The following is a 22896-nucleotide window of genomic DNA, read 5'->3' on the forward strand; positions in this document are numbered from 1 at the left end:
TGTAGGGAGTGTCGCAAGGCCGTTCGCGGCTGGCAAGCGCTTCGATTTTCCGCGAGATGAAACGGCGAATCCGGAATTTACTCGCTGCGTCGCAGCAGGTTCAAAACGCGTCCGTCGATCACGAGCAGCGCGCTGCCAATGACAATGGCGCCTGCGATCTCGCGCATCGAGATCGGCTCACCCAGCACCAGCCATCCCAGCAGGATGGCGGTGACGGGAATGAGCAGCGTCACCAGCATGACATTGGTCGCACCGGAGCGCCGTATGATCTGAAAGAAGACGATATAAGCGAGCGCCGTCGAGAGGCCCGCGAGACCAAGCACCGCGAGCCAGGTCGTCAGGCCCGGCACCGGAAGACGCCAAGGCTGCTCCACCACGCCGGCGACGATCGCCATCATCACCGTCGACGCCATCAGTTGAAACGTCGCCGTGCCGAGCGGAGCTGAGTCCTTCAGCATTCGCCGCGCTGCCAGTGCGGCGAATACATAGCTGAAGGCGCCGCCAAGGCAGAGCAGGATGCCGAGCCCCTGCCCCGGCCTCGTCTCGAGGCCCCATCCGCGCAGGATGATTACGCCGGCAAGGCCGAGCCCCACACCGGCCACGCGCCGCATCTGCAAGGCCTCTTCGCCCGCCGCGGCCATCACGACCACCGTGAACAGCGGTGTCGTCGCATTCAGGATCGACGCCAGTCCACTCGGGATGAAGGTCTGCCCCGGCCACGATCAACGAGAACGGGATGACATTGTTGAGCAGCCGATCACAACGAACGGCTTCCACCCCGCAATGCTCTTGGGCAAGCCGATCCCCTGCATGCGCAGCAGCGGCAGCAGCATGGCGGCACCGAGCGCGACCCGCAAAAACACCAGCGTCAGCGGCGGCAATTCCCGCAAGGCGGCGCCGTTGAAGAAGAACGAGCCGCCCCAGAGGACGGAGAGCACCGCGAGCAGCGACCAATCGCGCGCGTCGATCCTGTTGTCGTTTGGGGGCATGCGTTTCACCTCGGCGCAGCTGCTCGCCTAGGACAACGCGGAAAATCTCGCCACCCGGTTTCCGACAAAATTACTCGAGATTATCCCCGTGACCGCCGATCGCCCGCGATATCGGCAACAACCGCCCCAATCACCAACGCGCCGCCAATGAGCGCGTGGACGGCCGGTATCTCGCGGAAGGCAACCCAGATCCAGAACGGCATCAGCGGCGTTTCCAGCGTCGCGATCAGGGAGGCCTGTCCTGACGGCAGTAAGCGCGAGCCGAGCATGTAGAAGGTCAAGCCCAGCGCGACTTGAAGGCAGCCGAACATCGCGAGGATCGCGAAGCCGTTGCCGCCGACATGAGCGATGTCATGCGCGAATGGAAGGCCGACGAGGCTTCCGATGAAATTCGACAGCGCGGCCGCCGCCACCATCGACGTCTCGCGATGGCGCCGGACCACCACCGTCATGGTGGAGATGGCGAGCACCATCAGGCAGCTGAGCGCGATGCCACCGAGATCGGCACCGGCTCGCACACCGCCGACCGTGATCACCACGCCGGCAAAGGCAATCAGGCTCGCAATCAGCGTGCGCCATGTCGCGGCCTCATTGAGCCACAGCCAAGCCAGCGCGGCCGCAACAAACGGCTGTGTTGCGATCAGCACCGCCACGTTCATGACGTCGGTCATCTGCAGCGCGGGAATGAACGAAACCATGCCGATCGCGGACAATGAGGCCACGAGCAGGCCTGCCTTGCCCGGCGCCAGCAACTGCCGCAGGCCGGCGCGGCCTTGCATCACCACGAGAAGCACAGTGATCAGGCCGCCGGCGAACAGGCCGCGCCAGAACAGAATAGTCCAGGGATCGAACGGTAGAAGGCGCGTGAAGAACGGCGCCGTGCTCCAGGCAATCGCGGCGGCGACGACGAGGGCAATGCCGAGACCGCGTTCCGAACGAGGCTGCCCCATGTGGATGTGACCGGCTAGGACGGCTTCTTCGGCCGCGACACCAGCTCGATCATCCTGCCTTCGTCGTCATCAGGCATCGCCGCCTTCGCCTGCGCGTAGGACTCGACCGCGGCCCGCGAGACTAGCGGCTTGTCGGCCAGCAGGCTCTCCGCGAGTTTGACGGCATAGGCGGCATCCTTGTGCCGCAGCGCTGCCGTGAAGGTCGCGCCGCTGAAGTCGCGGGCAACCATGCGCTTGGAGTGGCGCTGCACCTGCGGGCTTGCGGCCACGCCCGCCTGGATCGATTCCAGCACGAGGTTCATGTCGAGCCCGGCCTGCTCGGCGATGGCAAGGCCCTCGGCGAGGCCGGCGATCTGGATCGCGCCCATGAGATTGTTGATGAGCTTGTAGACCGTGCCGGAGCCGACCGCGCCGAAATGGCGGATGGTCGAGCCGATCGGCGTCAGATACGGCCGCGCGCGTTCGAGGTCGGCTGCATCGGCGCCAACCAGCAGCGTCAGCTTTCCACTGGCGGCGGCATCCGGCAATCCGGTCACGGGGCAATCGATATAGATGAGCCCGCGCGCATTCAGCTCGCGGCCCATCTCGCGGGCATGGTCATAGGAAACGGTGGAGCATTCGATCGCGATGGTGCCTGATTTCGCCGTCTTGGCCGCGCCCTTCGGCCCGAGCCAGACCGCGCGCGAGGCTTCGTCATCGGCAACCATGGTCACGACCGCGTCGGCATCGATCGCGGCGTCCTCGGGCGAGGTCGCCCAAAGCGCGCCGCGCGCGATCAAATCTTCAGCCTTGGCCTTGCTGCGATTCCACAGCGTCACCGTGAAGCCGGCATCGAGATAGCGGCCGGCCATGCCATGACCCATCCGCCCTAATCCGATGAAGGCGACGCGGGGCATGATCAGTCCACGTCCTCGATATCGGCACCCGTGGTGCCGAAGGCGCGCTGCGCCAGCGTCGCGGCCATGAAGTCGTCGAGATCGCCGCCGAGCACGCCCGAGGTGTCCGAGGTCTGCACGCCCGTGCGCAGATCCTTCACCATCTGATAGGGCTGCAGCACGTAGGAGCGGATCTGGTGACCCCAGCCGATATCGGTCTTGGCGGCCTGGTCGGCGGCGGCCTTCTCCTCACGCTTCTTCAGCTCGATTTCATACAGGCGCGCGCGCAGCATGTCCCAGGCCTGAGCCCGGTTCTTGTGCTGGGAGCGGCCGGCCTGGCAGACCACGGCGACACCGGTCGGAATGTGCGTCAGCCGCACCGCGGATTCGGTCTTGTTGACGTGCTGGCCGCCGGCGCCGCCCGAGCGCATGGTGTCGACGCGGACGTCGGCTTCCTTGATGTCGATCTTGATGCTGTCGTCGATGACCGGGAACACCTGCACGCTCGAGAACGAGGTGTGCCGCCGCGCGTTGGAATCGAACGGCGAGATGCGCACCAGGCGATGCACGCCCGCTTCCGTCTTCAGCCAGCCATAGGCGTTGTGGCCTGAGACCTGGATCGTCGCGGACTTGATGCCGGCCTCTTCGCCCTCGGACTCTTCCAGCACCTCGACCTTGAAGCCGTGGGTGTCGGCCCAGCGCGTGTACATGCGCAGCAGCATCTGCGCCCAGTCCTGGCTCTCAGTGCCGCCGGCGCCAGCATGGACTTCGAGATAGGAATCGAACCGGTCGGCTTCGCCCGACAGCAGCGCCTCGAGCTCGCGCCGCGCCACTTCCTTCTTGAGATTCTTGAGAGCCGCTTCGGCTTCCGCGACGACGCCGGCATCGCCCTCGGCCTCGCCGAGCTCGATCATGCCGATGTCGTCTTCGAGCTCCTGCTCGACCTTGCCGATGCCCGAGAGCGAATCCTCCAGCGAGGTCCGCTCCTGCATCAGCTTCTGGGCCTTCTGGGGATCATTCCAGAGATTGGGATCTTCTGCGAGCTTGTTCAGCTCAGCGAGGCGCGCCGTCGATTTCTCGACGTCAAAGATGCCTCCTCAGCAGCCCGACTGACTGCTTGATCTCTTCTACCAACCGTTCGATTTCGGCGCGCATGTCGTTCTCTGATGTCGCGGAATTGGTCCGCGTTCGATTGCTAGCGCATGATCCGGGAAAGTGTGCAGCGGTTTCCCGACAAGATCATGCGCAAACGAAAAACCTGAAACGCGATGACTCGTCACGTTTCAGGGGATGTAACGGCGGCAGCGCCAAAGCGCAACCGCCGGAACCGGGATCGTCTGTCTTGTCCTAAGCCTTAGTACAGCCCGCCGGTGCCCGGCCGCATGAAGAAGCCGGAATCCGGCTGCTGCTGCTGCGAGGCCGGCATGCCGCCGCCGCGCCCATCGGCATCGGCAACGCCGATCACCGAGTAATTGTCCGGCGGCGCCGTGCCCGGCTTGAAGGCTTCAAGAATGGTTCCGCCGGTCTCGCCCGGACCTGCGCGCATACCGGTTTTGGAGACGACGCGCACGAGCTTGATGCCGGCAGGCACCTTGAAGGGAACGGCGGGCTTGTCGGCGAGCGCGAGCTTGAGGAAATCGCGCGCGATGGGAGCGGCCAGATGGCCGCCGGTTGCGGCATTGCCCTTACCCAGCGGACGCGGCTTGTCGTAGCCCATGTAGATGGCGACCGAGACGTCGGGCGAGAAGCCGACGAACCAGGCGTCCTTGGCCTCGTTGGTGGTGCCGGTCTTGCCGGCGACGGGTTTGCCGACTTCCTTGATGACCGTGGCCGTACCAGCCTGCACCACGCCTTCCATCAGCTCTGTGATCTGATAGGCGGTCATGGAATCCAGCACCTGCTCGCGGCGGTCGATCAGCTGCGGCTCGGCCTGGTTCTTCCAGCCGCCCGGCGCGTCACAGCCGCGGCATTCACGCTGGTCGTGCTTGAAGATGGTGTGTCCGTAGCGGTCCTGGATGCGATCGATCAGCGTCGGCTTCACCCGCCGGCCGCCATTGGCGAGCATCGAGTAAGCCGTGACCATGCGCATCGCCGTCGTCTCGCCGGCGCCCAGCGCGTAGGAGAGATAGTTCGGCAGCTCGTCATAGACACCGAAACGGCGGGCATATTCACCGATCAAGGGCATGCCGATGTCCTGCGCCAGCCGCACCGTCACGGTGTTGAGCGACTGCCGCAGCGCGTTGCGCAGCGTCACCGGTCCCTGGAATTTGCCCGAGGAGAAGTTTTCCGGCCGCCACACGCCGGCGCCCTGCCCCTGGTCGATTTCAATGGGGGCGTCGAGCACAACAGTCGAGGGCGTATAGCCATTGTCGAGCGCCGCCGAGTACACGATCGGCTTGAACGACGAACCCGGCTGCCGATAGGCCTGCGTGGCGCGGTTGAACTGGCTCTGGTCGAACGAGAAGCCGCCGACCATGGCGAGCACGCGGCCGGTCCAGGGATCCATCGCCACCATCGCGCCGGACACTTCGGGGATCTGACGCAACCGGTACTGGCCCTCGACCGGCTGGCCATCCTTGTAGAGTGGATCGGCGTAGATCACGTCGCCGGGCTGCAGCACCTGCGACACCGCCGACGGCGTCTTGCCTTTGGTTCCGCCCTGCACGGCTCGCGCCCACCGCACGCCGTCAACCGTGACGATGCCGGTCTCGCGCTGCTTGCTCACGGCTCCGCCAAGCTCGCGGCTCGGCTGGAAGCCGATGCGGGCCGACTGGTCGCTGGTCTCCAGCACCACCGCCATGCGCCATGGCGAGATGTCCGAGAGCGATTTGATCTCGGCAAGCTTCACGCCCCAATCGCCCGACGTATCGAGCTTGCTCATGGCGCCGCGATAGCCCTGCTGCTCGTCATAGTTCACGAGGCCCGAGACCATGGCCTTGCGCGCCATGACCTGGATCTTCGGATCGAGCGTGGTGCGGACCGAGAGACCGCCCTCATACAGCTTCTTCTCACCGTAGCGCTCGAAGATGTCGCGGCGGACTTCCTCGGCAAAATATTCGCCGGCGAAGGTGTGGGCGCCGTTGGAACGGTTGGTGACCGCGAGCGGCTCCTTGCGCGCCTTGTCGGCGTCGGCCTGCTTGATCCAGCCGTTCTCCACCAGACGGTCGATCACGTAGTTGCGGCGTTCGATGGCGCGGTCGCGGTTGCGGACCGGATGCAGCGTCGCCGGCATCTTCGGCAGCGCGGCCAGATAGGACGCTTCCGCCACCGTCAGCTCGTTCACCGACTTGTCGAAATAGACCAGCGAGGCAGCTGCGATGCCGTAGGCACCCAGACCGAGATAGATTTCGTTCAGATACAGCTCGAGGATCTTGTCCTTCGAGTAGGTCTTCTCGATCCGCATCGCGAGCAAGGCTTCCTTGATCTTGCGGGCGAAGGAGACCTCGTTGGTCAAAAGGAAGTTCTTGGCGACCTGCTGGGTGATCGTGGAGGCACCCTGCGGACGCCGGTTCGAGCCGTAATTCTGGATGTAGACCACGCCCGCGCGCGCCATGCCGGTGTAGTCGATGCCGCCATGCTCGTAGAAATTCTTGTCCTCGGCCGCAAGGAACGCGTTGATCACGAGCTTCGGCACCGCCTGGATCGGCAAATACAGCCGCCGCTCCTTGGCGTACTCGCCGAGCAGCGAGCCGTCGACCGCGTGCACGCGGGTCATCACCGGCGGCTCGTAATCCTGAAGCTGAGAGTAGTCGGGCAAGTCCTTGGAGAAATGCCAGATCAGGCCTGCCACGGCCCCGACACCGACAAGGAACACCACCGTTCCCGCGGCGAACAGGAAGCCCATGAACCGCACCAGCAAGCGCATTATGTGTTTATCCGTTCAATCTCTGGATCAGCTCAGTATCAGCCCCTTGGCACCCAAACCGGGCCAATTCACGTCACGAATTCACCGGCTTACGCAATACCATCAGTGCCGGACTTTAGACGCTTGCCGAGCGGGATCCTCTCCGATTCCGGAACCCCCTGCGGCATTTTTATAAAGCGCCGGCTGTGGCCAAACTAGGGCTTTTGCGGCGGGACGGAAAAACCCTTTCAATTCGACGATCCCCCGGGTCGTCAATTTGACGATCCGGCGGTCGTCAATTTGACGATCCCGCCGTGGCCATCCGCTTGGTCAAGAACCCGTCGATCGCCTGCGCCATCGAGCCCACGGCACGGGAGCGCCAGCCCTCGGAGACCAGATGCTCGAGGTCGCCCTTATTTGAGACGTAACCGATCTCGACCAGCACCGAGGGCACGTCGGGCGCCTTCAGCACCCGGAAACCCGCCGACTTCAGGGGGTGCTTATGCATCCGCACCGTCGACTTCATCTCGCCCATCAGAAGACGCGCGAAACGGTTCGAAAAGGTGCGGGTTTCCCGCTGCGTGAGGTCGATCAGGATGTCGGCGACGTCGGTCGGCTCCTCGGCGAGGTTAAAGCCGGCGATCGCGTCCGCCCGGTTTTCCGCGTCCGCCAGCCGCTGGGCCTCGGCGTCGGACGCCTTGTCGGACAGCGTATAGATGGTCGCGCCCTGCGCATCGCCCTCGGCACGGGGCAGCGCATCGGCATGAATGGAGACGAACAAGGCGGCCTTCAGATTTCGGGCGATCTTAGTGCGGTCATTGAGGGGAATGAAGGTGTCGTCGTTCCGCGTCATGACCACACGGTATTTGCCGGCCTTCTCCAGCTTGTCGCGGAGCGCCAGTCCGAAGGCCAGCACCAGGTTCTTCTCGCTCTCGCCGCTCGACTGCGTGCCGTTGTCGATGCCGCCATGGCCGGGATCGATTACGACCACCGGGCGGCCATCGGCCTTCTGCTGCGCCGTGTCCGGGGTTGTCGTCGCGGGAGCGGTTGCGGGCTGCGCCTCGGCGATCGTGGGCCGCAGCTCGGGGCGATTTTCGGGTGCGAGCGACTGCACGAAGGCGGTCCGGTCGACCTCCTCCAGCTCCAGCACGAGCCGGGCCGGCTGGCCGTTGGCCGCCTCCAGCACATAGGAATTGGCGATCCGGGCCGGTCCCGTCAGGTCGAACACGATTCGCGAGCCGCCGGGCATGACGAGCCCGTAGCGGAAGGCCTTGACCAGGCCGCGCCCCCCGATCCCCGTGCCCGCGGGCAGCTGAAAATTGACCTGCGGCACGTCAACGACGACCCGGTACGGGTCCGCGAGCGTGACCGCGCGGAAGGTAACGGTCTGGTCGATGTCGAGAATGAAGCGGGTCTGCTTGCCATCGCCGGCCAGCCGGGCGGCCGAGGCGACTGGAAAATTCGCTACCGCAACAGTGGGTTGCGGCTGGCTTTCCGCGGCGCTCAGGCGCGAGGAATCAGCGCACGGCAACGCTGCGGCGCACAGAAGTGCGCATCCCAGCAAAACCCGTTGATTTGTGCGGCTCGCCACCGATTCCGTGCCTCCGAGCGGCCCTTTTAACGCAATAGAACCACAGGGTTAATCGATCCTTAATGACAGAAACGCGAAACTCGCTGACTGTGACCGCCGTGCGACGCTCCCTTGCACCGATGGCTCATTCCTCGTATGTACGGAATGCTGACGGCCGATATTTCCGGTTGTGTCGCATTCAGCCTCCCGGTGCAGCGCCGGAACTCTCAAGGTTTGGGAATTCCAGCGTTTTCCGCTCCCCTCTAAGACCAGCGCGGTGCGCGGCAGCGAGGTGGAGCGGGTCAAGCGCCGGCGGCGGACGGTCCTGGGTTACCTCTCGCGTTACCGGGACAGTTCTGACAGCGACGTAACCCATTACCCGGTCCCTTGATCCCAAGGGAGCGGTTTGTGACCCTCAAGGCGAGCGCGCTCGCGCCATGCCTGGCCAGCAGCAACTGATTGAAGGGCGGCCTCGCCGCCCAATGTTTCATACGGGCCGACGCTTGATGCGCCAGACTGTGCCGACGAATTCTGAAGGATCATTCGCGACGCTGCGGAGTGAAAATCCCGCGCGCCGCCTTGGTCCTGAAGCTTCCGGTTCGGCAAGGCGCGAGAGACGGCGTTTCGGCCTTCCCCTCACCCCCGAATCAGGTGGACCGTCGCGTCACCCGGCAGCGCAGCTCGCGCCCACGGTGAATCGCGCCCGCCGCCGCCAAGAGTTAAGACATGCCCAACAAGATGTTGATCGATGCCACCCACCCGGAAGAGACCCGGGTCGTCGTGGTCCGCGGCAATCGCGTCGAAGAGTTTGATTTCGAGACCGCGCAACGCAAGCAACTGCGCGGGAATATCTACCTCGCCAAGGTCACAAGGGTCGAACCCTCGCTCCAGGCCGCCTTCGTCGAATATGGCGGCAACCGCCACGGCTTCCTCGCCTTCAGCGAAATCCATCCCGACTACTACCAGATCCCGGTCGCCGACCGGCAGGCACTGATCGAGGCCGAGGAACAGGCCCATCGCGAAGCCGAGGAAGAGAGCGAGAACCGCTCCCACGGCCGCCGCCGTTCTCGCCACCGCAACGCCCGCCGCCGCGGTCACGGCGAGCGCGTGCGCAGCGACATCGTCGAAGGCCTCGACGCCGGGGCCGATCCCGCGGCCCAGCCAGTCGAGGGCGAAGCCCCGCACACCGAGGGCGCACTGCACGAGGGCGAGCATCTGCACGCCGGTGCCGAGCATCATGGCGAGCACGACGGCCATGAGCATCACGACCACGAACATGGTGATCATGACCACCACGATCATGACCACGAAGCACATGGTCATGACGATCATCATCACGTCCATGCTGACGATCACGCGCACGATCATGACCATGATCACCAGCACGATCATCACGACCATGATCATGCCGGCGAGACGCCCCCGCCTGTCGCGGCCGTCGGCGCCGAGCCAGTGGTCGCGACCGAGACGCAGGCGCAGTCCTTCGAAGCTCATGCCTCGGAAGCTCATGCCTCCGAAGCGCATGCCGAGGCTCTCGCCGAAGCCGTGACCACCGCCGCCGAGCCGGCCGACGCCGTGTACGGCGAGAGCGCCGAGACGCCGCATGCCGAGGCTGCGGAAACGACCGGCGACGAGGACGAGGACGAGGACGAAGACGGCGAGGAAGCCGAAGAGGAAGTCGTTGAATCCGTCGGCGGCGACGACGTGCTGGAGGAAGTGCCGGAGCGCACCTTCCGCCCGCGCCGCCAGTACAAGATCCAGGAAGTCATCAAGCGCCGCCAGGTGATGCTGGTGCAGGTCGTCAAGGAAGAGCGCGGCAACAAGGGCGCGGCGCTGACCACCTACCTCTCGCTCGCCGGCCGCTATGCCGTGTTGATGCCGAACACCGCCCGCGGTGGCGGCATCAGCCGCAAGATCACCAGCGCTCAGGACCGCTCGCGCCTGAAGGAAGTGGTGCAGGATCTCGACGTGCCCGAGGGCATGGGCATCATCCTGCGCACCGCCGGCGCCGCCCGCACCAAGCCCGAGATCAAGCGCGACTTCGAGTACCTGATCCGGATGTGGGAGACGGTGCGCGACCTGACGCTGAAGTCGCAGGCCCCCACCCTCGTCTACGAGGAAGGCTCGCTGATCAAGCGCTCGCTACGCGACCTCTACAACAAAGAGATCGACGAGATCTCGGTTGCCGGTGAAGCCGGTTACCGCGAAGCCCGCGACTTCATGAAGATGCTGATGCCCGCCAATGTCAGCGCGGTGAAGCAGTATCGCGACGGCCAGCCGCTGTTCTCGCGCATGGGCGTCGAGAGCCAGCTCGACGCGATGTTCTCGCCGACAGTGCAGCTGCGCTCCGGCGGCTACATCGTGATCAACCAGACCGAGGCGCTGGTCTCGATCGACGTCAATTCCGGACGATCGACCCGCGAGCACCATATCGAGGACACCGCGCTCAAGACCAATCTGGAAGCGGCCGAAGAGGTCGCCCGCCAGCTTCGCCTGCGCGACCTCGCCGGCCTGATCGTCATCGACTTCATCGATATGGACGAGAAGCGCAACAACCGTGCGGTCGAGCGCAAGCTGTCCGATTGTCTGCGGCAGGACCGCGCGCGCATCCAGGTCGGCCGCATCTCGCATTTCGGCCTGCTCGAGATGTCGCGCCAGCGCATCCGCGCCAGCGTGCTCGAGAGCTCGACCGATCCGTGCCCGCATTGCGGCGGCACCGGCCATGTCCGTTCAGTGTCGTCGGTGGCACTGCAGCTGCTGCGCGGCCTCGAAGAGATCCTGATGAAGGGCGCGACCCACAATCTCGTGGTCCGCACCCGCACTGATGTCGCGCTGTATGTGCTGAACCACAAGCGCGGCCATCTGCGCGATCTCGAGAACGGCTTCAAGGTGACGCTGTCGGTCATCGCCGACGCGAGCGTCAGCGGGCCGCAGGCCTATCTCATCGACCGCGGCGAGCAGGTCCATACGCTGGAAGCCGCCAAGGCACTGCTGGTGGCGCAGGCGGCAGCAAGCCCGCCGCCGATCGTTGAAGAAGTCTATGACGACGAGGAATTCGATTCCGAACTCGAATCCGAGGTCGAAACCGAGGAGACCGAAGGTCTCACCGAGGAGCAGGCTGCGGGCGAGGCAGCCTCCGACCAGGACGGCCAGCGCCGCAAGCGCCGCCGTCGCCGGCGCGGCCGCGGTGGCCAGCGCGACGGCGAGTTGCGTGAGGATGGCCCCGCCACCCTTCCCGAGGCGGCTGTTGCGGCCGGCGAAGGCGAAGAGGATGCCGAGTCCGAGCAGGATGGCGAAGAAGGCGAGGAACAGGCGGCCCGCGGTGAGCAGCAGGGCAGCGCTGACCGCCGCCGCCGGCGTGGTCGCCGCGGCGGACGCCGTCGGCGTGGTGGCGGTGAGGACGGTCTCGCCGGCTCCATCAGCGACGAGCTCGCGGCCAATGCGCCGCCGGAAGCGTCCGACGCAGTCGCCGATTTCGACGGCTTCGGCGGCGAGGCCGCGCCCTCGATTGCCCAGGCCGAACACACCGCTGAGCCTGAGGTCTCGCAGCCTGAGCCGCGCGCCGAGGTGCAGACCGAGGTGGCACCGGCCCAGCCCGAGCCAATTGCCCCAGAGGAAGAGCCCGCCGACGACAAGGCCGCGCGGCGCCGCTCCACGGTCCGGGAAAAGGTGAGCTTCCTGTCGAGCAGCCCGATCGAACCGGCAGCCCCGGTTGGGCAGGCGCCTGAGCCGGCCGCCCTGCCGGCAGCTGAACCCGCGCCGGAACCGGCAAGCGAAACGCCGGCCGCGCCACGCCGCGCCGGCTGGTGGTCGCGCCGCTTCGGCGGCGGTGAATAAAACCGAACATTCAAGAAAAAACGCCCGGGTCAAGCCGGGCGTTTTTTGATTTGGCGAGGACAGTTTCAATGCAAAGCGCAATCGTTCTCGGCGGCGGCATGATCGGCGTGAGCGCGGCGCTGCACCTCCAGCAGCGCGGCTGGGCCGTCACACTCGTCGACCGCAGGGAGCCGGGCCGCGAGACCAGCTACGGCAACGCCGGGATGATCCAGGCGGAAGCGGTCCGCCCCTATCCGATGCCGCGCGACCTTGCGACGCTGCTGAAGATCGTGACCGGCCGCACCAACGATGTGCGCTACAGCCTTTCGTCGCTTCATCTCCATATCGAGCCCCTGCTCCGCTACTGGTGGCATTCGGCGCCGAAGCGTCATCGCGAGGCTGTCGACGCGTGGGCGCGGCTGATCGGCTACGCGACGAGCGAGCACGACATCCTCATTCGCGAAGCCCATGCCGACAATCTCATCCGCCGCGCCGGCTATCGCATGCTGCATCGCGATGCCGCTTCATTCGATCTGGCGATCCGGACGGCGGAGGAAGACCGGCGCGAGTTCGGCGTAAATTTTCGCGTGCTCTCCGGCAAGGAGCTTGCGAGGGCCGAGCCGGTCCTGCGCGACGATCTTCCGGGCGCGATTCATTGGCTCGACACCTGGACCGTGTCCGATCCCGGCGCGCTGGTCACGGCCTATGCCGAGCTGTTCGAGCGCCGCGGCGGCGCCATTGTGCTCGGTGATGCGCAGTCGCTGCGACAGACCGCGACCGGCTGGTCGGTCGATACGGACCAGGGGCGCCTCGACGCCGCCAACGCCGTCGTGACCCTCGGGCCGTGGTCGCCCGACCTCCTCCACAAATTCGGCTATCGCATTCCCCTGGTGCGCAAGCGCGGCTACCACATGCATTACAGCGGCGGCGCGTCGCTCGACCTGCCGCTGATCGACAAGGCCGGCGGTTATGCCATGGGGCCGATGGCCAAGGGCATTCGCATCACCACGGGCGCCGAGCTGACGAGCCCGGACGCGCTCGCGACGCCCGTGCAGCTTGCCAGCGCCGAAGCATCCGCGCGCGAGCTGATCGACCTCGGCAAGCGCGTCGAGCCGGATCCGTGGTTCGGCACCCGTCCCTGCACGCCCGACATGCTGCCGGTGCTCGGCCAAGCTCCGCAGCATCCCGGCCTCTGGATGAATTTCGGCCACGGCCACCAGGGCTTTACCCTCGGACCCGCGACCGGGCGCCTGCTCGCCGAGATGATGAGCGGCGAGACGCCTGCGATCGATCCGATGCCGTACCGGCCGGAGCGGTTCTAGCCGAAAGAAAAAGGGCCGATCGAGTATCTCGACCAGCCCCATTTCAAGGTCTATTGCGCAGCTCGCGCCGTCAGTTCCAGATCAGTCCGTCGTGATCGCCGTCTCCATGTCGGTCGGATCGATCTGCTTGGAGAGGTTGGCGTTGAGCTTGTCGCGGTCGAGCTCACCCTCCCACCAGGCGACGATCACGCAGGCGACGCCGTTGCCGCACAGATTGGTCAGCGCGCGGCACTCGCTCATGAACTTGTCGATGCCGAGCACGATCGCCATGCCCGGCACGAGGCGCGGATCGACCACGGCCAGCGTTGCCGCCAGCGTGATGAAGCCCGCACCGGTGATGCCGGAGGCGCCCTTCGAGGTCAGCATCGCCACGACCAGGATGGTGAGCTGCTGGCTGAAGCTGAGATCGACGCCGAGCGCCTGCGCGATGAACAGCGTCGCCAGCGTCATGTAGATGTTGGTGCCGTCGAGGTTGAACGAGTAGCCCGTGGGCACTACCAGACCGACCACCGACTTGGAGCAGCCGAGCCGCTCCAGCTTCTCCATCATGGAGGGCAGCGCGCTCTCCGAGGAGGAGGTGCCGAGCACGATCAGCAGCTCGTCCTTGATGTAGGCCAGAAACTTGAAGATCGAGAAGCCGGCCAGGCGCGCGATGATGCCGAGCACGACGAACACGAACAGCGCCGCGGTGGCATAGAAGGTCGCGATCAGACCGATCAGGTTGAGGATCGCACCGGTCCCGAACTTGCCGATGGTGTAGGCCATCGCACCGAACGCACCGATCGGTGCCGCGCGCATCACGATCGAGATGACGCCGAACACCGCATGCGCGGCGTCGTCGATGAAGCTGCGAATGGTGTGGCCGCGCTCACCTAAGCTCATGATGGCGAAGCCGAACAGCACCGAGAACAGCAGCACCTGCAGGATCTCGCCCTGCGCGAAGGCGCCGACCACGGTGTCCGGAATGATGTGCAGCACGAAGTCGACGGACTTCTGGCCGGCGGCCTGCTTGGCGTAGTTCGCAACGGCCGCTTCGCTCGCCGCAGCATTGCCAAAACCTGCACCCGGCTTGACGAGATTGCCGACGATGAGACCGATGACCAGCGCGAAGGTCGAGACGACCTCGAAATAGACCAGCGCCTTGACGCCGATGCGGCCGACCTTCTTGGCATCCTGAATATGAGCGATGCCGGAGACCACGGTGCAGAAGATGATCGGCGCGATCACCATCTTGATCAGCTTGATGAAGCCGTCACCGAGCGCCTTGATCCATTCGTTGGTTGCGAACTGTGGCCACAGCCAGCCGACAATGGCACCGAGCACGATCGCGATCAGCACCTGGACGTAGAGAACCTTGTACCACGGCTTGGCGACGGGCGGCGCGACCGGCGCCCCCGCCATCGTTGTCGTCGTCATCGTTTCACTCCCCCTCAAAACACTGGGCCAGCCAAGATCAACTTGGCCGGCCCTGTCAATTGGAACCGCTCGCTGTTGCGCGTTTTACCGGCGGCGATTGATCAGCCTGCGCGCCGCCGGCATCAACGCCGCGCCAAGCGCGTTCTTGACCAGCGAGGCCGCAACGAACGGCACGATGCCGACCTGCCAGGCCTTCGCAACGCCCAGCCCCAGGCCGAACGCCAGCCAGCCGAACCCGGCGGCCAGAATGACGATATGGCCGACAGCCATCGCTGCGAACAGCAGCATGACACTGCGATCCCAGTCGCGCTCGGAGAGCCAGCCGGTCACGAAGGCGGCCGCAATGAAACCGAACAGATAGCCCGCAGTCGGGCCAACCAGCGGTGCAATTCCACCCACCGGCCCGGCGAATACCGGCGCGCCAAGCGCGCCTTCGGCGAGGTAGGCGATCATGGTTGCGCTGCCAAGACGCCAGCCATAGGCGGCGCCGATCATCAGCACCACCAGGGTCTGCAACGTCATGGGCACATAAGGCAGCGGCAGGCTGACCTTGGCTGACAGCGCCATCAATGCGGTGCCGAGCGCAATTAGCACGACGGCGCGCACTGCGCCGACGGATTCGCCCGGCCGGGTCGGCCACATCAATGCGGCGAGAGAAGAATGTGGCGCAGCAGCGGTCGAGACAGATCGGTCAGACAAGTTGGACTCCGGTGGTGGTCGAAAACTGGCGGCTATTTAAGCCAGTGAGCGATCCGGTCAACTGCCTCGCGCATCTCCCCGGGCGAGCGTGCATAAGAAAAGCGAATGAACGAGCGGCCGTGAACGGGATCGAAATCGAGCCCAGGCGTGGCCGCGACGCGCGCCTGTTCCAGCATCTGCTTGGCGAACTCGAAACTGTCGGAGGTGAAGTCCGAGACGTCGGCATAGAGATAAAATGCACCATCGGCCGGCAGAAACTTGGCTAGGCCGGCTTTCGGCAATCCCTCGATCAAAATGCGCCGGTTTTCCTGATAGCCGTGCTTGATCGCCTCCATCTCGGCCGCGCCGTCGAAGGCGGCCTCTGCCGCGATCTGCGACAGCGACGGCACCGAAATCGACAGGTTCTGCTGCAGCCGCTCGATCGGCCGCACCAGAATTTCAGGCACGACCATCCAGCCGACGCGCCAGCCCGTCATGCAAAAATACTTCGAGAACGAGTTGATCACGAGTGCGTGCTCGGAGAGCGCGGCCGCGGTGACCGCCGGAAACGCATAATCAAGCCCGTGATAAATCTCGTCCGAGATGAAGCGGATGCCGGCATCTTCGGCGGCCTCCATCAAGCCGGCGAGCGCTTCGCGGGACATCATCGTCCCCGTCGGATTGGCGGGGCTCCCGACCAGCACGCCCTTCAGCGGCGCCTTGCGATGCGCCGCAAGCAACGCCTCGCCGGTGAGCGCATGGCGCGTCTCGTTCGTGGTCTCGATCAGCACCGGCTCGCAACCGAGCGCGGTGAGGATATGGCGATAAGGCGGATAGCCCGGCACCGTCACGGCGACGCGGTCGCCGGGCTCGAACATCGACAGGAAGGCCAGGATGAACCCGCCGGAGGAGCCGGTGGTCACGACGATCCTGTCAGGGCTGACGTCACAGCCATAGGCATCGCGATAATGGCGTGCGATGCGCTCGCGCAGACTGGGAATACCGAGTGCGGAGGTATAATCGATCCGCCCGGCCTCAAGCGCCGCGTGGGCGGCCGCAATCGCGGTGCTGGGCGCCCCGGCCGCGGGCTGGCCGACCTCCATATGGATGACATGGCCGCCGGCGGCCTCGATTCGGGCCGCCGCGGCCATGACGTCCATCACCATGAACGGGGGAACATCGCTGCGGCGGGAGGGCTCGAGCCACTGGCCCAACCGGTTCCTCAATGTCGCATCGTGCATCGATTTCTGCTATTTCGCTGGCGGGCCGGTGCGTCCGGCCCGGGAACGGGGCGCTTGCGCCCCAGACTGGCCGCATTGTACGGCTCATAAGGGTAACGCTCATAAGGGCATATCGCGTATCCGGTCCGCCGCCAATCGCCAAAACCAATCACGAAACTGCTCTCCAGACCGTTTGATGTTTCTCCAGATCGCATTGCGCAAGAAGGCCTCCGCCCTCACCGCCCTCGTCACGGCTGCGGCGATCGCGCTGCTGCCGCTCCCGGCGGCGCGGGCGCAGCAGAAGGGGCCGCCGGTCCTGCGCGACACCGAGACCGAGCAGCTGCTGCGCGAATACACGCGCCCGATCCTGCGCGTCGCCGGACTGGAGAAGCAGAACATCCAGATGGTGATCCTCAACGACGGCTCGTTCAACGCGTTCGTCGCGGATGGCCGCCGCATCTTCGTCAATTACGGTGCGATGCTCCAGTCGGAGACGCCGAACCAGATCATCGGCGTGCTCGCGCACGAGACCGGGCATCTGGCCGGCGGCCATCTGTCAAAGCTGCGCGAGCAGCTCGCCGCCGCCCAGACCCAGATGATCATTGCGATGCTGCTCGGCGCCGGCGCGATCGCCGCGGGCAGCACCCAGCGCAGCAGTGCAGGCAACAACGGGCTTGCCAATGCCGGCGCCGCAGCGATCTCCGCTCCGCAGGAGGTGATCCGCCGGACGCTGCTGTCCTACCAGCGGCAGCAGGAGGAGAACGCCGACCGCGCCGGCGTGAAATTCCTGACCGCAACCCAGCAATCGCCGAAGGGCATGTACGAGACCTTCAAGCGCTTCACCGGTGAGAGCCTGTTCGCCGCGCGCGGCGCCGATCCCTATCTCCAGTCGCATCCGATGCCGGCCGAGCGCGTTGCCGCGCTCCAGGAATTCGCCAGCTCCAGCCCCTACTGGAACAAGAAGGACGATCCCGCACTCCAGCTCCGCCACGACATGGTTCGCGCCAAGATCTCCGCGTTCATGGAGCGCCCGGAGACTGTGTACCGCCGCTATCCTCAGACCAACGACAGCATGCCGGCGCGCTATGCCCGCGCCATCAGTACCTATCTGCACGGCGATCTGCGCAGCGCGCTGACCCAGATCGACGCGCTGATCCAGGTCCAGCCCAACAATCCGTACTTCTACGAGGTGCGCGGCCAGGCCCTGTTGGAGAGCGGCAAGCCGGCCGAAGCGGTCGCTCCGCTGCGCAAGGCCGCACAGCTTTCCAACAACGCGCCCCTCATCGAGATGTTACTTGGGCAGGCTCTGGTTGGAACCGATAATAAGGCCTACACCGACGACGCCGTTCGGATTCTCCGCGCCGCGGTGGCGCGAGAACCCGAGGCGGTGCTCGGTTATACCCAGCTCGCGATGGCCTATGGCCGGAAGGGCGACTATGCCGAAGCGGATCTCGCCTCGGCACAAGCCGCTTACCTGCGCGGCGACAACAAGACCGCCCGCGAGCTCGCCACGCGCGCGAAAACCCGTTTCGCCGTCGGCACGCCCGGATGGGTCAAGGCCGACGACATCGTGGCGGCGAAGCCGCCGCGCAACTGACGCAACTCGAACGACGCCCGATACCACGACGTCACGACACCGAGCTTAAGTCCGCCGGGACGTATTCCGAAACCTGCTTTGGATAAGAGGATTTACCTATGCCTTCGCTGCGCCTGCTTGCTCCCGCGTTGTTTGCGCTCGCCCTGTTCGGCGCAGCCGTGCCCGCGTCGGCCGACAGTTTCTCCGACACCCAGCGCACCGACATCGAGAAGATCATCAAGAACTATCTCATCAGCCATCCCGAGGTGCTCGAGGAGGCCATGGCCGAGCTCAGCAAGCGGCAAGCCGCGGCCGAGACGCAGAAGCACGAGGCCAGCATCGCGCAGAATGCGGACGCGATCTTCAACTCGCCGCGCCAGGTCGTGCTCGGCAACAAGGACGGCGACGTCACCTTCGTCGAGTTCTTCGATTACAATTGCGGCTACTGCAAGCGCGCGATGGACGACATGCTCACCATCATGAAGGGCGATCCGAAGCTGAAGGTGGTGCTGAAGGAATTTCCGGTGCTGAGCCAGGGCTCGGTGGAGGCTGCGCAGGTCGCGGTCGCCGTGCGCATGCAGGATCCCTCCGGCAAAAAATATCTCGACTTCCACCAGAAGCTGCTCGGCGGCCGCGGCGCGGCCGACAAGGCGCGTGCGCTTCAAGCCGCCAAGGAAGCGGGCCTCGACACCGCAAAGATCGAGAAGGACATCGCCAGCCCCGAGGTGCGCGCCACCATCGAGGAGAACTTCAAGCTCGCCGAAGCGATGGGCATGAACGGCACGCCGAGCTATGTCATCGGCAAGCAGATCGTGATCGGCGCCATCGGCGTCGAAGGCCTCAAGGAAAAGATCGGCATTGCCCGCTGCGGCAAGGCAACCTGCTGATCGTACGTTTTACGATCCTGAAAACCCGAAAAGGCCGGCTGACAAGCCGGCCTTTTTCTTGCGCCGAACGTTGGCGACTTCGTGCAAAGTCGTTCATCTGGCGTTCAACAAACAAATGCCGCGGAACAGGCGAAGTTCCGGAACAACTCAAATCTCCTTTCGTTGTCGGCGCGGGCAATGACGCAAAGAAACACGTGAGGAGAATTCGATGTTGAACCGCTTTATGATTTCTGTCGCCGCAGTCGCCCTGGTCGCGGGCGCCGGTCTGGCGAACGCACAAGACAAGGGCCGTGACAGCGGCGCTGGCTCGCAGCAGATGCAGCATTCGCAGCCTTCCGGCGGCGGCGCCGAGCGGGGCGCGACCGGCCGCGATTCCATGAGCCATGACAAGGGCACCGTCGGCCAGGCCGGTGGCGCTGGCACCATGAAGTCCGATCGGGCTTCCGAAGACAAATCCGGTGCGATGAAGGACGAGCGCTCCCCGGGCGGCGCGATGAACAAGAACGCGGCCGAGGACAAGGCCGGCGCCACCAAGGGTCAGCGCACTGACGAACGCGCGCAGGACAAGTCCCAGCAAGACAAGTCGAAGAGCATGAGCTCGGATTCGACGAAGTCTGACCCCGCCAAGTCTGCCAAGGACATGAAGGCCGAGGACAACAAGGCCGGCGGCGCCGCCAAGACCAACAATGCGGCTACGACCGACAAGTCCCAGACCACGACCGGCACCGCCTCCGCGACGGCTTCCGCGCCGCCGGCCGAAAAGCGGACCGAAATCTCGACGGCGATCAAGTCGACCAAGATCGAAGAGACGACGAACGTCAACTTCAACATCTCGGTCGGCACCGCGATCCCGGCCTCCGTCCGAGTCCATCCGCTTCCGCCCCGGATCGTGGAGATCTACCCGGAGTGGCGTGGCTATGAGGTGATCTTCGTCCGCGGTCAGTACGTGATCGTCCGTCCGCAGACGCGCGAGATCGTCTACATCATCGAAGGCTAAGCTGCTTAGCTGAAGCCCAAATGGGCCCTTGCCGAGAGATCGGCAGGGGCCTTTGGCCTATGCGATGCCCTCCCCTGCGAGCCTCCCTCCGGCAGCCACGATTAGAACTGGTTAACAAGCAATTTCCGTAGCTTCCGCACAGGTTTTTGCACCGGGGATGAGCTACCTGAAGCCCCTTGGGAGGCCCTTCAAGGCTTCCCCTAGGCCGCTTTGTTACCTATAACCCCGCCACGCCGAGCACCTCTTCCCCGGGATTGGAATGGCAGAACCTGCAACCGATACGATCCTCGTCCTCAACGGGCCGAACCTCAACATGTTGGGGACGCGCGAGCCCGAGAAGTACGGCCACGCCACGCTGGCCGACGTCGAGGCACTGTGCCGGGAGACCGCGGCAACGTTCGGCCTCAAGGCCGATTGCCGGCAGTCCAACCGCGAGGGCGAGTTGATCGACTTCATCCACGAGGCGCATGCGCGCAGGATGAAGGGCATCATCGTCAATGCAGGCGGCTATTCGCACACCTCGATCGCGCTGCACGACGCGCTGCTCGCGGTGCAGATCCCGACGGTCGAAGTGCATGTGACCAACATCCACGCCCGCGAGAGCTTTCGTCACCACTCCTACACCGCACGCGCGGCCTTCGCCTCGCTCTGCGGTTTCGGCATCGAGGGCTACCGCCTCGCCATCCAGGGCCTTGCCGCCAAGCTTGCCATCAAGCCCAAAGCCTGAAGCCCCCTCATCAAACAGAACATTCGGATCAAAGAACATGGCGCGCCAGCCAGACGACAAAGCAGCCGCAAAGTTTTCCAGCGAGGATTCCGCGCTCGTCCGCGAGCTCGCTCTGCTGCTCGATGAGACCAGCCTCACCGAGATCGAGATCGAACGTGCGGGCCTGCGCCTGCGCGTCGCCCGCAACGTCAGCGTTGCTGCGACCATGCCGATGCAGATGGCAGCCGCTCCCGCCGCCCTGCCGGTCCCCGCCGCCGCGCCTGCCGCCGCCGGTCCCGACCTGTCGAAGCATCCTGGCGCCGTCAGCTCCCCGATGGTCGGCACCGCCTATTGGGCACCGGAGCCCGGCGCCAAGCCATTCATCGAGGTCGGCAGCAAGGTCTCGGTCGGACAGACGCTGCTGATCATCGAAGCCATGAAGACCATGAACCAGATCCCCTCGCCGCGCGCCGGCACGGTGACGCAGATCCTGGTCGAGGACGGCCAGCCGGTCGAGTACGGCGAGCCGCTGGTGATCATTGAGTAGGCGAATGGGGAGTAGCGAATAGCGAATGGTGTCACCGTTCTCTACTCGCTATTCGCCACTCGCCATTCGCACCTTCCTGTTTGCCTGCTGAGGCACCATGTTCGACAAGATCCTCATAGCCAATCGCGGCGAGATCGCCCTTCGCATCCTCAGGGCCTGCAAGGAGCTCGGCATCGCGACCGTCGCCGTGCACTCCACCGCCGACGCCGATGCCATGCATGTGCGCCTGTCGGACGAGAGCGTCTGCATCGGACCGCCGGCATCCAAGGACAGCTATCTCAACGTGCCCGCGCTGCTCGCGGCCTGCGAGATCACCGGTGCCGATGCCGTGCATCCCGGTTATGGCTTCCTGTCCGAGAATGCCCGCTTCGCGGAGATCCTGGCCGAGCACAATCTTCATTTCATCGGTCCCAAGGCCGAGCACATCCGCCTGATGGGCGACAAGATCGAGGCGAAGAAGACCGCCAAGAAGCTCGGCATCCCCGTGGTGCCCGGCTCCGACGGTGCGGTCGGTCCCGATGACGACGCGCTGGCGATCGCCAGGAAGATCGGCTTTCCGGTACTGGTGAAGGCGGCGGCCGGCGGCGGTGGCCGCGGCATGAAGGTCGCACAGAGCGAGGCCGACCTGCAGGTGGCGCTGTCGACGGCGGCCAACGAGGCCAAATCCGCCTTCGGCGATGCCTCGGTCTATCTGGAAAAATACCTCCAGAAGCCGCGTCACATCGAGATCCAGATTCTCGGCGACGGCCGCGGCGGCGCGATCCATCTCGGCGAGCGCGACTGCTCGCTGCAACGCCGCCACCAGAAGGTCTGGGAAGAGGGCCCCTCGCCTGTCCTTGCCGCCGCCGCGCGCGCCAAGATCGGCGAGACCTGCGCCAAGGCGATGCGCGAGATGAAATATCTCGGCGTCGGCACCATCGAGTTCCTGTTCGAGGACGGCGAGTTCTACTTTATCGAGATGAACACCCGCATCCAGGTCGAGCATCCCGTCACCGAGAGCATCACCGACATCGACCTCGTGCTGGAGCAGATCCGCATCGCCGCCGGCGGCGATTTGCCGGCAAGGCAGGAAGAGGTCCAGGTCATCGGCCACGCGATCGAGTGCCGCATCAACGCCGAGAATCCCCTGACCTTCCGCCCCTCGCCCGGCCGCATACTGCAATACCATCCGCCCGGCGGACTCGGCGTCCGCATCGATTCCGCGGTCTACCAGGGCTACACGATTCCGCCCTATTACGACTCCCTCGTCGGCAAGCTGATCGTGCACGGCAAGACCCGCGCCGAATGCCTGATGCGGCTACGCCGGGCACTGGACGAGATGGTCGTGGAAGGCATCGAGACCACGCTGCCGCTGTTCCGCGCACTGGTGCGTGAAGACGACATCATCAACGGCGATTATCACATCCACTGGCTGGAACAGTATTTGGCCGGCAAGACGGAACCCGCCCCGCGATAAATCCACTTTCGTCATGGAACCCTTTGGCCCCCATTGCGTTCTCGACG

Annotated in this window: 16 protein-coding genes and 1 pseudogene; 8 read left to right on the forward strand and 9 right to left on the reverse strand. The window is 65.0% G+C overall.

Features of this window, described 5'->3' with window-relative positions; genetic code table 11:
• Window positions 1-77: 77 nt before the first annotated feature.
• The 6 genes and pseudogenes from CV770_RS04615 to CV770_RS04640 all read right to left on the reverse strand — a co-directional run bounded on the left by CV770_RS04615 (window position 78) and on the right by CV770_RS04640 (window position 8249).
• Window positions 78-989, reverse strand: a pseudogene (locus CV770_RS04615) (DMT family transporter).
• 80 nt (window positions 990-1069) lie between these two features.
• On the reverse strand, window positions 1070-1939 hold the full coding sequence (locus CV770_RS04620; RefSeq protein WP_104461474.1) for a DMT family transporter: 870 nt from the start codon (window positions 1937-1939) through the stop codon (window positions 1070-1072).
• Between the two features lie 14 nt (window positions 1940-1953).
• Window positions 1954-2835 carry an NAD(P)-dependent oxidoreductase gene (locus tag CV770_RS04625; RefSeq protein WP_091956865.1) on the reverse strand — a complete coding sequence of 294 codons (882 nt, stop codon included), beginning with the start codon at window positions 2833-2835 and terminating at the stop codon, window positions 1954-1956.
• A 2-nt stretch (window positions 2836-2837) separates the two neighbouring features.
• A protein-coding gene (gene prfB / locus CV770_RS04630; RefSeq protein ID WP_099091752.1) for a peptide chain release factor 2 occupies window positions 2838-3969 on the reverse strand; the annotation gives its coding sequence in 2 pieces (ribosomal slippage) (window positions 2838-3899 and window positions 3901-3969; 1131 coding nt in all).
• A gap of 199 nt (window positions 3970-4168) precedes the next feature.
• Window positions 4169-6679, reverse strand: a complete 2511-nt coding sequence (locus tag CV770_RS04635) for a penicillin-binding protein 1A (protein ID WP_104461475.1) — start codon at window positions 6677-6679, stop codon at window positions 4169-4171.
• 274 nt (window positions 6680-6953) lie between these two features.
• On the reverse strand, window positions 6954-8249 hold the full coding sequence (locus CV770_RS04640; protein WP_104461476.1) for an N-acetylmuramoyl-L-alanine amidase: 1296 nt from the start codon (window positions 8247-8249) through the stop codon (window positions 6954-6956).
• Window positions 8250-8954: 705 nt separating this feature from the next.
• Between CV770_RS04640 and CV770_RS04645 the strand changes: the two genes are divergently transcribed.
• Together CV770_RS04645 and CV770_RS04650 are read left to right on the forward strand one after the other, a co-directional pair.
• Window positions 8955-12065 carry an Rne/Rng family ribonuclease gene (locus CV770_RS04645; protein ID WP_104461477.1) on the forward strand — a complete coding sequence of 1037 codons (3111 nt, stop codon included), beginning with the start codon at window positions 8955-8957 and terminating at the stop codon, window positions 12063-12065.
• 68 nt (window positions 12066-12133) lie between these two features.
• Window positions 12134-13366: an NAD(P)/FAD-dependent oxidoreductase gene (locus CV770_RS04650; RefSeq protein ID WP_104461478.1), complete on the forward strand. Its 1233-nt coding sequence runs from the start codon at window positions 12134-12136 to the stop codon at window positions 13364-13366.
• An 81-nt stretch (window positions 13367-13447) separates the two neighbouring features.
• On the opposite strand, the gene CV770_RS04655 is transcribed toward CV770_RS04650, so the two are convergent.
• The 3 genes from CV770_RS04655 to CV770_RS04665 form a co-directional block, all read right to left on the reverse strand.
• On the reverse strand, window positions 13448-14782 hold the full coding sequence (locus tag CV770_RS04655) for a dicarboxylate/amino acid:cation symporter (protein ID WP_091956870.1): 1335 nt from the start codon (window positions 14780-14782) through the stop codon (window positions 13448-13450).
• 84 nt (window positions 14783-14866) lie between these two features.
• Window positions 14867-15424: a biotin transporter BioY gene (locus tag CV770_RS04660; protein ID WP_091956871.1), complete on the reverse strand. Its 558-nt coding sequence runs from the start codon at window positions 15422-15424 to the stop codon at window positions 14867-14869.
• A gap of 89 nt (window positions 15425-15513) precedes the next feature.
• The gene (locus tag CV770_RS04665) at window positions 15514-16701 is read right to left on the reverse strand and encodes a pyridoxal phosphate-dependent aminotransferase (RefSeq protein ID WP_091956872.1); all 1188 of its coding nucleotides are present in this window, start codon (window positions 16699-16701) and stop codon (window positions 15514-15516) included.
• Window positions 16702-16876: 175 nt separating this feature from the next.
• On the opposite strand from CV770_RS04665, the gene CV770_RS04670 reads away from it, so the two are divergent.
• The 6 genes from CV770_RS04670 (at window position 16877) to accC (ending at window position 22849) form a co-directional block, all read left to right on the forward strand.
• Window positions 16877-18277 carry a M48 family metalloprotease gene (locus CV770_RS04670; RefSeq protein WP_091956985.1) on the forward strand — a complete coding sequence of 467 codons (1401 nt, stop codon included), beginning with the start codon at window positions 16877-16879 and terminating at the stop codon, window positions 18275-18277.
• Between the two features lie 98 nt (window positions 18278-18375).
• Window positions 18376-19143, forward strand: coding sequence for a DsbA family protein (locus tag CV770_RS04675; protein WP_091956873.1), 768 nt, complete (start codon window positions 18376-18378; stop codon window positions 19141-19143).
• A 208-nt stretch (window positions 19144-19351) separates the two neighbouring features.
• Window positions 19352-20140 carry a DUF1236 domain-containing protein gene (locus CV770_RS04680; protein WP_091956874.1) on the forward strand — a complete coding sequence of 263 codons (789 nt, stop codon included), beginning with the start codon at window positions 19352-19354 and terminating at the stop codon, window positions 20138-20140.
• A gap of 259 nt (window positions 20141-20399) precedes the next feature.
• On the forward strand, window positions 20400-20867 hold the full coding sequence (gene aroQ, locus CV770_RS04685; RefSeq protein WP_091956875.1) for a type II 3-dehydroquinate dehydratase: 468 nt from the start codon (window positions 20400-20402) through the stop codon (window positions 20865-20867).
• Window positions 20868-20904: 37 nt separating this feature from the next.
• Window positions 20905-21393, forward strand: a complete 489-nt coding sequence (accB, locus tag CV770_RS04690) for an acetyl-CoA carboxylase biotin carboxyl carrier protein (RefSeq protein WP_104461479.1) — start codon at window positions 20905-20907, stop codon at window positions 21391-21393.
• 97 nt (window positions 21394-21490) lie between these two features.
• Window positions 21491-22849, forward strand: coding sequence for an acetyl-CoA carboxylase biotin carboxylase subunit (gene accC, locus CV770_RS04695; protein WP_091956877.1), 1359 nt, complete (start codon window positions 21491-21493; stop codon window positions 22847-22849).
• The last annotated feature ends 47 nt before the right edge of the window (window positions 22850-22896 follow it).

It is taken from the genome of Bradyrhizobium sp. AC87j1, assembly GCF_002936975.1.
GTDB lineage: Bacteria > Pseudomonadota > Alphaproteobacteria > Rhizobiales > Xanthobacteraceae > Bradyrhizobium > Bradyrhizobium shewense.

Coding starts and splice junctions, on each gene's coding strand:
- CV770_RS04680 (WP_091956874.1), top strand. CDS start 19,352: ATGTTGAACCGCTTTATGATTTCTGTCGCCGCAGTCGCCCTGGTCGCG.
- CV770_RS04650 (WP_104461478.1), top strand. CDS start 12,134: ATGCAAAGCGCAATCGTTCTCGGCGGCGGCATGATCGGCGTGAGCGCG.
- CV770_RS04665 (WP_091956872.1), bottom strand. CDS start 16,701: ATGCACGATGCGACATTGAGGAACCGGTTGGGCCAGTGGCTCGAGCCC.
- aroQ (WP_091956875.1), top strand. CDS start 20,400: ATGGCAGAACCTGCAACCGATACGATCCTCGTCCTCAACGGGCCGAAC.
- CV770_RS04655 (WP_091956870.1), bottom strand. CDS start 14,782: ATGACGACGACAACGATGGCGGGGGCGCCGGTCGCGCCGCCCGTCGCC.
- CV770_RS04675 (WP_091956873.1), top strand. CDS start 18,376: ATGCCTTCGCTGCGCCTGCTTGCTCCCGCGTTGTTTGCGCTCGCCCTG.
- accB (WP_104461479.1), top strand. CDS start 20,905: ATGGCGCGCCAGCCAGACGACAAAGCAGCCGCAAAGTTTTCCAGCGAG.
- accC (WP_091956877.1), top strand. CDS start 21,491: ATGTTCGACAAGATCCTCATAGCCAATCGCGGCGAGATCGCCCTTCGC.
- CV770_RS04625 (WP_091956865.1), bottom strand. CDS start 2,835: ATGCCCCGCGTCGCCTTCATCGGATTAGGGCGGATGGGTCATGGCATG.
- CV770_RS04670 (WP_091956985.1), top strand. CDS start 16,877: ATGTTTCTCCAGATCGCATTGCGCAAGAAGGCCTCCGCCCTCACCGCC.
- CV770_RS04660 (WP_091956871.1), bottom strand. CDS start 15,424: ATGTGGCCGACCCGGCCGGGCGAATCCGTCGGCGCAGTGCGCGCCGTC.
- CV770_RS04620 (WP_104461474.1), bottom strand. CDS start 1,939: ATGGGGCAGCCTCGTTCGGAACGCGGTCTCGGCATTGCCCTCGTCGTC.
- CV770_RS04635 (WP_104461475.1), bottom strand. CDS start 6,679: ATGCGCTTGCTGGTGCGGTTCATGGGCTTCCTGTTCGCCGCGGGAACG.
- CV770_RS04645 (WP_104461477.1), top strand. CDS start 8,955: ATGCCCAACAAGATGTTGATCGATGCCACCCACCCGGAAGAGACCCGG.